Annotated in this window: 7 protein-coding genes; all 7 read left to right on the forward strand. The window is 53.7% G+C overall.

Annotated features, from left to right (window positions below; all coding sequences use genetic code 11):
• The first annotated feature begins 193 nt into the window (after positions 1-193).
• Genes GQ52_RS07940 through GQ52_RS07970 form a run of 7 tightly spaced genes read left to right on the forward strand, consistent with a single transcriptional unit; the run spans position 194 to position 13,319 of the window.
• The gene (locus GQ52_RS07940; RefSeq protein ID WP_019883237.1) at positions 194-1,255 is read left to right on the forward strand and encodes a microcin C ABC transporter permease YejB; all 1,062 of its coding nucleotides are present in this window, start codon (positions 194-196) and stop codon (positions 1,253-1,255) included.
• A 13-nt stretch (positions 1,256-1,268) separates the two neighbouring features.
• The gene (locus GQ52_RS07945) at positions 1,269-2,330 is read left to right on the forward strand and encodes an ABC transporter permease (RefSeq protein WP_024930747.1); all 1,062 of its coding nucleotides are present in this window, start codon (positions 1,269-1,271) and stop codon (positions 2,328-2,330) included.
• Positions 2,330-3,931, forward strand: a complete 1,602-nt coding sequence (locus GQ52_RS07950; protein WP_047516552.1) for an ABC transporter ATP-binding protein — start codon at positions 2,330-2,332, stop codon at positions 3,929-3,931. The genes GQ52_RS07945 and GQ52_RS07950 overlap by 1 nt, the downstream gene beginning before the upstream one ends.
• A gap of 16 nt (positions 3,932-3,947) precedes the next feature.
• Entirely contained in the window at positions 3,948-5,819 is a 1,872-nt protein-coding gene (locus GQ52_RS07955; protein ID WP_052179058.1) for an extracellular solute-binding protein, read from the forward strand.
• Positions 5,820-5,830: 11 nt separating this feature from the next.
• Positions 5,831-7,093, forward strand: a complete 1,263-nt coding sequence (locus GQ52_RS07960; RefSeq protein ID WP_052179059.1) for an efflux RND transporter periplasmic adaptor subunit — start codon at positions 5,831-5,833, stop codon at positions 7,091-7,093.
• Between the two features lie 11 nt (positions 7,094-7,104).
• Entirely contained in the window at positions 7,105-10,221 is a 3,117-nt protein-coding gene (locus tag GQ52_RS07965; RefSeq protein WP_047516555.1) for an efflux RND transporter permease subunit, read from the forward strand.
• Positions 10,218-13,319, forward strand: coding sequence for an efflux RND transporter permease subunit (locus tag GQ52_RS07970; RefSeq protein ID WP_047516559.1), 3,102 nt, complete (start codon positions 10,218-10,220; stop codon positions 13,317-13,319). The genes GQ52_RS07965 and GQ52_RS07970 overlap by 4 nt, the downstream gene beginning before the upstream one ends.

A 13,319-nucleotide genomic window follows, 5' to 3' on the forward strand; every position in this document is an offset into this window, starting at 1 on the left:
GCTGTTGGCAGCGCATCACACGCCCAGTTCCACTTCTCTCGTGATTTTGTCTTTAAAAATCCATAAGCTGATGATTTTAAATAAATAAGTTTAATTTCATTGTCGCCTGAAAAAGAAATCAACAGTTGGTACGGAAACTGCAATACCTCATCGACCCGATGTAGTCATCAACCTTGATCTCTTAGAAAATAATATGTGGCATTACCTGTTAAAACGCTTGCTGATGATGATACCCACCCTGATCGGGGTGATGACACTCACTTTTCTGGTGACCCAGTTTGTGCCCGGTGGGCCGGTCGATAGTGCCATTGCGCAAATTGATGCACAAGACGCACGCTCAGGTGCTGATGGTTCTTCCAGCACAGGTGGTTGGAGTTACAGTGGCAGGCAGGGCATCGATACGCAGCAGGTTGAACAACTCACTGCTTTGTATGGGTTTGATAAGCCTGTGCTGGAACGTTACTGGCAGATGCTGGTGAATTATGCGCACTTCGATCTGGGAGAGAGTTATTTCCGCAATCAGAGTGTCTGGGATCTGATTAAGGATAAATTAGGCGTTTCAGTGGCACTGGGCATCTGGACGTTTACACTGACCTACCTGATCGCCGTGCCATTAGGCGTCGCCAAAGCGGTCAGGGCCGGCAGCAGTTTTGACTTTATCACCAGTTTCCTGGTGCTGTTTGGGTACGCTATTCCTGGTTTTGTATTAGGTGTGCTGTTGATTGTACTGTTTGGCGGGGGGTCGTTCTGGGACGTGTTTCCGCTGCGCGGTTTAACTTCGGATAACTGGGCGGAACTCAGCCCGTTGGCCAAAACCACCGATTACTTGTGGCATATCACTTTGCCGGTGACGGCTTCCGTTGTCAGCACGTTTGCGTTCAAAACACTGCTGACAAAAAACACCTTTCTTGAAGAAATTCGCCGCCAGTATGTGCTGACGGCGCGTGCCAAAGGTTTGTCCGAGCGCCAGGTCTTGTGGAAGCATGTGTTCAGAAATGCTTTACTGCCCTTGATCACCGGCTTCCCTGCTACGTTCATCATGGCTTTTTTTACCGGCAGCCTGCTGATTGAGACCTTGTTCTCGCTGGATGGCCTGGGCCTGCTTTCATTTGAATCCATTAATAGCCGTGATTACCCGGTGGTACTGGGCACGCTATATCTGTTTACCTTAGTCGGATTGTTCATCAAGTTGCTGGGCGATTTTGCTTACGTATTGGTGGATCCCCGCATCAAGTTTGATAGTCAAGATTCGTAAGGCCAAAGTCATCATGAGTCAAGTTATTCCCCATCTTTCTCCTGCCCGTCGTAATTGGCAGCGTTTCAAGCGCAATCGCCTGGGATACTGGAGCCTTATTGTATTTGTCGTGCTGTATGTGCTGAGCCTGGCCGGGGAAGTAATTTCCAATGACCGGCCGCTGGTGGTGCGTTATGAGCAGCAATGGTATTTCCCTTTGCTTAATGAGTACCCAGAATCCATTTTCGGCGGCAATTTACCTATTAAGGCCGACTATCACGACCCGTTTATCAAGGCACAACTGAGCAAAGCGGGCAATTTTGCCATTTATCCGCTCAACCCTTATTACTACGACACACTCAACTATTTTTCCAAGGCCGAGCATTATCCTGGCAAGCCGGATGATGAAAACCTGCTAGGTACCGATATTGCCGGTTATGACATTCTGGCCAGACTCATTTATGGCTTCCGCGTCTCAGTCACGTTTGCGCTGGGCCTGACTGCGGTAGGTGTGGTGTTGGGTATCTTTTTTGGTGCCGTGCAAGGCTATTTTGCTGGCAAGACCGACTTGGTGATACAGCGCCTGATTGATATCTGGGGCTCCATGCCGGAGTTATACCTGCTGATTATTTTTGCCTCGATTTTTGATCACAGTTTGCTGTTGCTGTTTGGCTTGTTGTCGCTGTTCGGCTGGATCACGTTGTCTGACTATGTCCGCGCCGAGTTTTTGCGCAATCGCCAGCTTGAATATGTGAAGTCTGCCAGGGCGCTGGGCTTATCCAATACGCAAATTATCTGGCGCCATATTCTGCCTAACAGCCTGACACCGGTGATTACCTTTTTACCGTTTCGTATGAGCGCCGCTATTATGGCGCTGGCCAGCCTGGATTTTCTTGGCCTGGGCGTGACCGCACCGGCGCCCAGCCTGGGGCAGCTGCTGCTACAAGGCAAGGAAAACCTCGACGCCTGGTGGATTGCACTGTCTTCTTTTAGTGTGTTGGTACTGACGTTGCTGTTACTGACTTTTACCGGCGAGGCGCTGCGTAATGCGCTGGATACCCGCATTTCTGATGCCAGACAAGGCGGGACGTTGTAATGACACAGCCATTATTATCCATAGAGAATTTCTCGGCCCGTTTTGACCAGAAAACCGTGGTTGAACAACTGAACCTGAGCATACAAGGCGGCGAGCGGCTGGCCCTGGTAGGCGAATCTGGTTCGGGTAAAACCGTGACGGCACTCTCCATTTTAAAGCTGGTCGAAGCGGCGCAATTGAGTGGCAAGATCGTGTTTAACGGCGAAAACCTGTTGCAAAAATCCGCGCGTGACATCCAGCGTGTACGTGGCGCCGACATTGCCATGATTTTCCAGGAACCAATGACGGCGCTCAATCCTTTGTTCACCATTGGCGAACAGATTGTGGAAACCATTATTGCGCATCAGGCCTTGTCACGTGCTGAAGCAACGCAGAAAACGCTGGAATTACTCACACGGACCGGCATCCGCCAGCCGGAAAAAAACATTAATAGTTATCCGCACCAGTTATCGGGCGGCCAGCGCCAACGCGCCATGATCGCCATGGCCTTATCATGCAAACCCAAGCTGCTGATTGCCGACGAGCCGACCACTGCACTGGATATGACCATCCGCGCACGCATCGTCAAATTACTGATTGAACTGCAGGAAGAAGACGTGCGTGCAAATGGCACGCAGGGGATGGCGATCCTGCTGATTACGCATGACCTCAACCTGGTGCGTAAATTTGCACACCGGGTGGCGGTGATGGAGCGTGGCCGCCTGGTGGAAACCGCCGATACGCAAACCTTGTTTGCGCAGCCGCAACATCCTTACACCATCAAGCTGATTAACAGCATCCCCGAGCGCAATGTGTTACCGGTGGCCAGTGATGCTAAAACCTTGCTGGAGGCACGCAAACTGCGCGTGGAGTATCCATTGCCCCGCAAAGGCTGGCGTGGTTTGTTGCAATCGCACAGCTTTACTGCCTTGCATGGCGCAGATGTGACGCTGCGTGAAGGTGAAACTGTGGGCATCGTCGGCGAGTCAGGCTCAGGCAAGTCGACACTGGCGCAGGCTGTGCTCAACCTGATCAAGGTCAAGTCGGGCACCATCGAAGTTGATGGCGCACCGCTGTATCAACTGAGCAAGCGTTTGCAGCGCGAAATGCGCGCCAGGTTGCAAGTGGTGTTCCAGGATCCGTTCGGCTCATTGTCACCGCGGCAGACCGTCCGCCAGATTGTCGGCGAGGGGCTGGAGTTGCATTTTCCAGCGCTGACTGCCGAAGAGCGTTACACACGCATTGTGCAGGTGCTGTCCGAAGTAGGCCTCAGTGCCCAGGTGCTGGATTCTTACCCGCATGAGTTTTCTGGCGGCCAGCGCCAGCGTATCGCGATTGCGCGCGCATTTGTGCTGTCACCCAAAGTCGTCATTCTCGATGAGCCGACTTCAGCGCTGGATGTGTCGATCCAGAAACAGGTGCTGGAATTGCTAGTGAGCCTGCAGAAAAAGTTTGGGCTGAGTTATTTGCTCATCAGCCATGACCTGACCGTAATCCAGGCACTCGCGCACCGCGTGTATGTGCTCAAGGATGGCGAAATCATTGAGTCCGGCGATACCGAGCAAATCATACACACGCCACAGCATCCTTATACACAGTCACTGGTGCAAGCCTCGCTTTAATCAAGATAAAAACAATATGCATATTCGATCCAATCACTCTTTATTGCCCTGGGCCTTGCTGATGGCGCTGTCTTTTGTGACAGGTGTCATGCTGCCTATGGATAGTGCTTTGTCTGCGCACGCCGTGGCTCAGTTTGGCGAGCCAAAATATCCAGCCGATTTCAAACATTTTGACTATGCCAATCCTGACGCCCCCAAAGGCGGCCAGATTCGTTTTGCCGTGATCAGCCAGAACAGCGGCTTTGATAAATTCAATCCATTCAGCCTTAAAGGCAAGCCAGCCCCCGGCCTGATTGAACAGATGTTTGAAACACTGACGGTATACAGCCTGGATGAGATCAATACCCAATATGGCTTGCTGGCCGACGACATCAAGCTGGCGCCGGATTTCAGTGCCGTGACGTTTCATATCAATCCGTCTGCCAAGTTCTCCAACGGTGACCCGGTCACGGCCAAAGAGGTCAAATATTCGTTTGATACCTTGACCAATAAAGAAGGTAATCCACGCTTCAAGGCTTATTTCTCAGAGATTAAATCACTGACGGTGATTGATGCACAAACCGTGCATTTTGAATTTAAACGCAAGGGCAGGGATTTGTCGTTTGTGGCAGGCAGCCTGCCAATATTTTCGCCCAAGTGGGGGTTGAAAGCGGATGGTAGCCGTGTGCCATTTAACAAGATCGGCCTCGAAATCCCGGTGGCTTCCGGGCCTTATTTAATCGAGCGTGCCGTCAGCGGGCAAGATGTGGCTTATAGACGCAATCCTGCCTATTGGGGTAATCAGGTGCCTTCACGCGCGGGTAGTTACAACTTTGAACGCGTGATTTACCGCATTTATAAAGACACTGACACCATGGTCGCCGCGCTGCGTGCGGGGGACTTTGACTTTTTGAACGAAAACAAAATGCGTTACTGGTGCTGCCAGTATATTGGCAAGCGCTTTGATGAAGGTGAACTGCTTAAAGAGCTGGTCCCGCACCAGAGTCCGGTCGCCATGAATGGCTGGATTGTGAATCTGCGCCGCGAAAAATTCCAGGATCCGCGCGTACGGTTGGCCTTGAACTACGCCATGGATTTCGAGTTTATGAACCAGAAGATCTTTGATAGCGAGTTTAACCGTGTGAATAGTTACTTCGCTTACAGCCCGCTAGCAGCAAAGGGTGTACCAGGCGCAGAGGAGTTGGCGATTCTGGAACCTTATCGCGCCCAGTTACCGGCGGAAGTATTCGGCCCCATGCTGGAACAGCCCAATACAAAGCCGCCAGGCAGTGTGCGGCAAAGCCTGACCAAGGCGCTGGAATTGTTAGGCCAGGCCGGTTGGCATAACCGCGATGGGGTGTTGCGCAACGTCAAAGGCGAGCCTTTTGTGATTGAGGTGTCGTCTACCACGCGTGGTCAAACGCCTTATATGGACCCGATTTACCTGAATATGTCCAAGCTTGGCATTGTGGTGGTCAAACGGGTATCGGATGCAGCGACTTCGCGCAGCCAGATGAAAAACTTTGATTATGACTACACCACGATTGCCCTGCGCGAAGGCCGCATGCCGGGCGCTGAACTCTGGCGCAACTTCAATAGCAAAGACGCCGATGTCCCTGGCTCGGAAAACGTGATCGGCGTGAAGTCGCCCGTGGTAGATGCGCTGATCCAGAAGCTACTGGATGCCGATAGCCAGCATGAGCTGGAAATAGCCGCACATGCACTGGACCGCGTGCTGGTGCATAGCCATTACGTCATTCCGTGGCGCTACCTGACCAAGCATTACATGATCTATCACCAACGTTTAAAACGCCCGCAAGTGCTGCCCAAGTACTACGGTGCGCAAGAGTGGGTGCTGGCGTATTGGTGGGATGGTCAGCCCAATCATCACCATTCAAAATCTCATTAAGCGTGACTCAGATGCAATTACAAAAAAAAATCTTAATCGGGCTGGCAGGGGTGCTGTTATTTGCCGGGATCGGCAAAGGCTGGAGCGAGTTGCGTAGCAACCCGGCAGATAAAGGGGCGGCGCCTGCTGAAGCGACTGATAAAAATCCAGCTAAAAAGGGCGGTAAGCCCTTGTTCGTTTCGGTAGAACAGGTCAAGCCGGGCACCATCCATGTGTATCACCAGGCGCTGGGCAACGTGACTTCATTTGCGACGGTGGCCGTGAAAAGCCGTGTCAATGGGCAACTGACCGCCATTCATTTCCGTGAAGGGCAGTTGGTCAAAGCTGGCGATCTGCTGGCCAGGATTGATGCCAAACCTTTCGAGGCGCAGCTGGCGCAGATTCAGGGCCAGCAAGTGAAAGATAAAGCCCTGCTGTCGAATGCGGTGGCCGATCTGGACAGATACCAGACCTTATTGAAACAGGATTCGATTGCCGGCCAGCAGGTGGATGCGCAGGCTTCACTGGTACAGCAATACAAAGGTGCCGTGCTGTCCGACACTGGCGCGGTGGAGAGTGCGCAGTTACAGGTAGCGTATACCAAAATCGTGTCGCCTATCAGTGGCAGGATAGGCCTCAGGCAGATTGATGGCGGCAACAATATCACCACTGCGGATACGCTGGCCGTGATCAACCAGATTTCCCCCATCGCCGTGACCTTTACCTTGCCCGAGAACATGGCGCAGGAAGTCAGCCGTTTGCTCGATCAGCGCGCCCATCACGGATTGCCGGTACTGGCGCTGGACAAAGGCAATACGCAAGTGCTGGCGCAAGGCAAGTTGCTGACACTGGATAACCAGATTGACCCTGCTACCGGCACGATTAAACTCAAGGCCGAATTTGCCAATGATAACAATGCCTTGTTCCCCAACCAGTTCGTCAATGTGCGCTTGCTGTTGAATACGTTGCCGCAGGTGAATGTGCTGCCGCCGGTTGCTATCCAGCATGGCAGCCAGGGTGATTTTGTCTATAAGGTTGACGCGCAAAATACCTTGCATGTGCAACTGGTGAAAGTCGGGCCCAGTGACGGCGATGCCGTGGCCGTGCTGAATGGCCTAAATGTGGGGGACCGTGTGGTGGTGAGTGGCCTAGATAAATTGCGTGACGGTGCCAAAGTGGTGGTGGCCGGTGGTAAAGGCAAACCTGGTGGCGGTAATGAATTTAAGCACTCTGGTGAGTTCAAACGGCCGGGTGCATTCCAGCAGCCTGGCGAATTCAAGCGCCACCAGTCATAGGCTGAGCGCGCATGAATCCCTCACGGTTATTTATTGAGCGGCCCGTGGCGACACTGCTGTTGATGCTGGGCGTGTTACTGTCCGGCCTCATGGCATATCGCCTGTTGCCGCAGTCGGCTTTGCCGCAAGTTGATTACCCGACCATACAAGTGGTCACCATGTATCCCGGTGCCAGCCCCGATGTGATGGCCACAGCAGTCACCGCACCACTGGAGCGGCAGTTCGGCTCCATGACCGGCCTGAGCCAGATGTTTTCTTCCAGCTCGGCGGGGAGCTCGGTGATTACCTTGCAGTTTGCCTTGCATTTAAGCCTGGATGAGGCAGAGCAGTACGTACAGGCCTCGATTAACGCTGCCGCCAATTACCTGCCTACCGATTTGCCCGCGCCGCCGGTATTCAGCAAAGTCAATCCGGCCGATACAGCGGTGCTGACCCTGGCCGTCAGTGACGAAAGCCTGGCTCTGCCGGATTTGCAAGATGTCGTAGAAACGCGTCTGGTACAGAAAATCTCACAGGTCAGTGGGGTTGGTCTGGTGAGCGTCGGTGGCGGCAATCGCCCGGCGGTGCGTATCCGTGCCTATCCGCAGGCACTGGCAGCGTATGGCATCAGTTTTGAGACCTTACGTACCGCCATCGCTGCGGCCAACTCCAACCAGGCCAAAGGCAATATAGATGGTACTTACTTGTCGATTGCCCTGGATGCCAACAGCCAGTTGAAAAAGGCCAGCGAATACCGCACGCAAATTGTCGCTATCCGCAATAGGACGCCGGTGCGTTTGGGCGATGTGGCAGAAGTCACGGATGATGTTGAGAATCGCTATCTCGGTGCCTGGGTCAACCAGAAGCCAGTCATCTTGCTCAGCATACAACGGCAGCCGGGCGCGAACGTGATTGAGGTGGTCGACAGGATACAGGCGCTGCTACCAGAGTTGAAAGCGACCATTGCGTCCAATATCCAGATTGAGGTCATTTCAGACCGCACCACCAGTATACGCAATGCTATCCATGATGTGCAGCTCGAGTTGATGCTGGCGATTGCACTGGTGATTATGGTGATTTTCCTGTTCCTGAAAACCCTGGCCGGCACCCTGATTCCTAGCCTGGCGGTACCGTTATCGCTACTGGGTACATTTAGCGTGATGTATTTTGCGGGCTTTAGCGTCAACAACCTGACCCTGATGGCCCTCACCATCGCCACCGGCTTTGTGGTGGATGATGCGATTGTGATGATAGAAAACATCTCGCGTCATATCGAGGAAGGTGCCAGCCCCATGCAGGCCGCTTTGCAAGGTTCGCGGGAAATCGGCTTTACCATTATCTCACTGACCTTCTCGCTGATTGCGGTGCTGATTCCATTGTTATTTATGCAGGATATCGTTGGCCGCTTGTTCCGCGAGTTTGCCAGTACGCTGGCGATTGCCATCCTGATTTCCGGCATTGTGTCATTGACCCTGACGCCGATGCTAAGTGCGCGCTTGTTAAAGCGTGCCGATGCGCGCAACACGGCCGCCTGGCAACGCTGGCTGGAGCAACGGTTTACCGCACTCACCAACGGCTATGCGCGTTCGTTACGCTGGGTATTGGCGCATCAGGCACTGGCGCTGGCGGTGACCCTGGTGACGCTGCTGCTGACCTTCTGGCTAGTGTGGTGGGTGCCCAAGGGCTTTTTCCCGATTCAGGATAATGGCTTGATCCAGGCAGCCATCGAAGCGCCACAATCATGGTCATTCCGGCAGGTATCCGACAAGCATCACGCGATAGTCGAGCAACTATTGCAGGACGATGATGTGGACAGTATTTCTTCTGTGGTCGGTGTAGACGGTATCAATAAAACCCTGAATGAAGGCCGGCTGCTGATTAAACTCAAGTCGCTGGAACAGCGGAAAACACGCATTCAACAGGTCATAGACCGTTTGCAGCAACGCGTGCCTGAAGACCAGGGTTTTACTTTGCGCATGCAACCGGTACAGGATTTAACCGTGGAAACCCGCACCGGGCCGACCAGTTACCAGCTGACCGCCGTCAGCCTGGATGCGACGGCCTTGCAGCAGGCCTTGCCGACACTGGTGCATACTTTGCAACAATTGCCAGCCCTCAAAGAGGTGACCAGTAGCGAAAAGTCTGCGGGGTTGAAGCTGTATGTTGAGGTCAATCGTGATGCGGCCAGCCGCCTGGGCATTAGTATGTCGGCCATTGATGATGTGTTGTACAGCGCGTATGGCCAGCGCTTTGTGTCTACTATTTTCACTCAGACCAACCAGTACCGCGTCGTACTCGAGGCACATGCCAGTACCGATGTGGGCATACAGTCACTGGCACAACTATATGTGACTAATGCTGCAGGCGAAGCCGTGCCTTTGTCTACCATTGCTCAGTTCAGTGAGCGTGTGGGCGATTTGCTGATTCACCGCCAGGACCAGTTTCCGGCGGCAGTGGTGTATTTCAATGTGGCGGATGGCGTGTCTTTGGGCGAAGCCGTGTCTGCCATTGAGGCTGCGACGGCCAAACTGGAATTGCCTTCTACCGTGCAACTGGGTTTCCAGGGGGCTGCCAATGCGTTCAGGGCGGCGCTGGATAATGAATTGCTGCTGGTGGTTGCAGCGCTCATCACCATGTATATCGTGTTGGGTGTGTTGTATGAAAGTTTTGTGCACCCGCTGACTATCCTCTCCACTTTACCTTCGGCCAGTGTTGGTGCCTTGCTGGCTTTATCCGTGAGCGGGCAGTCCCTGACGATCATCGCCATTATCGGCATCGTATTGCTGATCGGGATTGTGCAAAAAAACGCCATCATGATGATTGATTTTGCACTGGATGCCGAACGTGTGCATGGCAGCCCTCCCTCACACGCCATTTACCAGGCGTCGTTGTTACGCTTCCGGCCTATCCTGATGACGACGCTGGCGGCATTGTTGAGTGCCTTGCCGTTGATGTTTAGTCACGGCACCGGTGCTGAGCTGCGGCAGCCACTGGGCATTGTCATGGTCGGCGGTTTGTTGTTCAGCCAGGTGCTCACTTTGTATACCACGCCAGTGATTTACCTCACGTTTGACCGTTTGGCCGGCCGTTTCAGGCGCCGTCATGTGCATATTGCGCAATCGGTGACTACCGCGTTGGAAAAGCCATGAGTGTGCTGACCCTCTTTATCCGGCGCCCGGTAGCGACTGCCTTGCTGACACTGGCGATTGCTTTGCCAGGCCTGCTGGCATTTAAATACCTGCCGCGCGCCGCGTTACCGCAAGTCGATTATCCGACCATTAATGTGGCCGCCAACTTGCCCGGTGCCAGCCCGGAAACCATGGCGGCTACCGTGGCAACTCCCTTGGAGCGTGCTTTTGGCAGGATTGCCGGCATTGAGGAAATGACCTCTACCAGCACGCAAGGCGCCACGCGGATTAATTTGCAGTTTGAGCTGGACCGCAATATTGATGGCGCAGCACGTGATGTGCAGGCTGCCATCAATGCGGCGCGGGCTTTATTGCCACGCAATATTCCGTCCAATCCCAGCTACCGCCGCATCAATGCCTCTGCCGCGCCTATCCTGGCGATTTCGCTGACCTCGCCTACGCATACCAAAGAGCAGTTGTATGACCATGCGTTTTCTATCCTGGGCCAGAAAATCTCGCAGGTACGCGGTGTTGGCCAGGTCAGTATCAACGGTAGTGCCCTGCGCTCGGTGCGCGTGGAGGTGAATCCAAACGCGCTCAACCAATATGGCATCAGCCTGGAGCAATTGCGTACGGCGATTGCGGCTTCTAACCAGAATCGACCCAAAGGGCAAGTGCAATCAGGGGTAAACGCCTGGCAGATTGAGGTCAATGACCAGGCCAAACGTGCGGTGGATTATCAGAACCTGATTGTGGCTTACCGGGCGCAATCGCCCATCCGTTTGACCGATGTGGCCGTGGTCAGGGACTCGGTACAGGAGGTGCGTAATGCAGGCTCCGCCAATGGCAAGCCGACCGTGATGCTGGTCGTGCTAAGCCAGCCGGGCGCCAATGTGATTGAAACGGTGGATGCCATTCGCGCCATGCTGCCAGCATTGAAAACACTGATTCCACAGTCTATCGACCTGGAAGTGATTATTGACCGTAGCACCACGGTGCGCAAATCCATCAGCGAAGTGCAGCACACACTGTATATTTCGATTGCGCTCGTCATCATGGTGACCTTTGTCTTTTTGCGTAATGGTCGCGCGACACTGATTCCCAGCATTGCGATCCCGGTCTCTTTGCTGGGGACTCTGGCGGTGATTTATTTGCTAGGTTATAGCCTGAATAATTTGTCACTGATGGCGCTAATTATTTCGGCCAGCTTTGTGGTGGATGATGCCATCGTGGTAGTCGAAAACACCATACAGCATCTGGAAAAAGGCGAATCCCCGCTGGAGGCCGCAATCAAAGGCATGCAGGAAGTTGGGTTTACCGTGCTGGCCATGAGCGTGTCACTAGTCGCAGTGTTTGTGCCCTTGCTGTTTATGGATGGCATCCTGGGGCGCTTATTCCGTGAGTTTGCAGTGACCTTGTCGGTGGCAGTCATGATTTCATTACTGGTGTCACTGACCGCCACGCCCATGTTGTGCGCACAGTTTTTAAAAGCACCTGAGGCCAAGCCGCAAAGCCGCTGGGCAAGATATTTCTCTAACCTGGTCGATGCACCATTCATGTTTTACCGCTGGACGCTGGGCTGGACCTTGCGCCATGGTTGGCTCATGCTCATCCTGCTGCTGGGCGTGATTGTACTCAATGTGCATCTGTATAAAATCGTGCCCAAAGGCTTCTTTCCGCAACAGGATACGGGCCGTTTGCAGGGCTCTTTCCAGGGCGACCAAAGTCTGTCTTTTGCCGAAATCCGCAAGCGCATAGACCGCCTGATGAAGATTGTCAGCGAAGACCCGGATATCAAAACCCATTATGAATATACCGGCGGCGCGGGTGGCGGCCAAACCAATACCGGCACCATGTTTGCCAGCCTGCGGCCCTTGCCTGAACGTGAAACAACGGCGGCAGATGTGGTTGCACGCCTGCGGCCAAAACTCATGAAAGTGCCTGGTGTGTCACTCATGCTGACCTCGCAACAGGAGCTCAGCATAGGCGCGCGGCAGGGTGGGGCGCAATTTCAATATACCTTGCTGGCAGACGACCTGCCTACGCTGGAGAAAATCACGCCCAAATTGCGCGGGCTGATGAATCGCCTGCCCGAGCTCACCGACGTCAATACGGACTTTCAGACGCAGGGCTTGCAATTGCAATTGCAAGTAGACCGTAACGCCGCTGCGCAACTGGGGATCACCGCCGCACAGCTGGATGCGACTCTGAACAACGCCTTTAGTCAGCGGTTGATTTCGACGATTTATGAACCACTGAACCAATATTACGTGGTGCTGACCTTGTCGCCCGAATTCACCAAAGGGCCGCAAGCGCTGGAGCAACTCTATCTTAATGGTCTGAATAATACGCGGGTGCCCCTGTCGGCCCTGAGTCGCTGGCAGCTCAAGAGTACGCCGTTAGCGGTGAACCATCAGGGGCAGTTTGTGGCGGCCACCATTTCGTTTAACGTGGCAGAAGGATATTCGCTAGAACAGGCGACCAGCGCTATTGAGGCGGCGTTTGAACGCTCTGGTGCGCCAGACAATGTCAATGCAACCTTCTCCGGTGCGGCAAAGATGTTCAAAGCCTCACTGGCCAGCCAGCCATGGTTGATACTGACTGGCCTGCTCACGGTGTATATCGTGTTGGGCATCCTGTATGAAAGTTTTATCCATCCGCTGACTATTCTGTCTACCTTGCCCTCGGCTGGTATTGGCGCTTTGCTGGCGCTGATCGTGTTTGACAGTGAGTTTTCCATCATTGCCCTGATTGGCGTCATCTTGCTCACCGGCATCGTGATGAAAAACGCCATCATGCTGATTGATTGTGCCCTGCAACTGGAGCGGCAGGGCTATGCGCCCGATGACTCTATCAAAGAAGCGTGTTTGCTCAGGTTCCGCCCGATCTTAATGACCACACTGGCTGCCATGCTGGGCGCATTGCCGTTGGCATTAGGCTCCGGTGATGGTGCCGAAATCCGCCAGCCATTGGGCATTTCGGTCGTGGGTGGGCTGGTCTTCAGTCAACTGCTTACCTTGTACACCACGCCTGCGGTGTACCTGGCGCTAGACCGCATGCGGCACGCCTTTATGCGCCGCTTTCAACATAACCCTACTTTGCATTTAAAACAGGCTTGA

The organism is Methylophilus sp. Q8, assembly GCF_000800115.1.
Lineage (GTDB): Bacteria > Pseudomonadota > Gammaproteobacteria > Burkholderiales > Methylophilaceae > Methylophilus.

Bases quoted from the DNA above. Each gene is read 5' to 3' on its own strand.
- GQ52_RS07940 (WP_019883237.1), top strand. From the start codon at position 194: ATGTGGCATTACCTGTTAAAACGCTTGCTGATGATGATACCCACCCTG.
- GQ52_RS07945 (WP_024930747.1), top strand. From the start codon at position 1,269: ATGAGTCAAGTTATTCCCCATCTTTCTCCTGCCCGTCGTAATTGGCAG.
- GQ52_RS07950 (WP_047516552.1), top strand. From the start codon at position 2,330: ATGACACAGCCATTATTATCCATAGAGAATTTCTCGGCCCGTTTTGAC.
- GQ52_RS07955 (WP_052179058.1), top strand. From the start codon at position 3,948: ATGCATATTCGATCCAATCACTCTTTATTGCCCTGGGCCTTGCTGATG.
- GQ52_RS07960 (WP_052179059.1), top strand. From the start codon at position 5,831: ATGCAATTACAAAAAAAAATCTTAATCGGGCTGGCAGGGGTGCTGTTA.
- GQ52_RS07965 (WP_047516555.1), top strand. From the start codon at position 7,105: ATGAATCCCTCACGGTTATTTATTGAGCGGCCCGTGGCGACACTGCTG.
- GQ52_RS07970 (WP_047516559.1), top strand. From the start codon at position 10,218: ATGAGTGTGCTGACCCTCTTTATCCGGCGCCCGGTAGCGACTGCCTTG.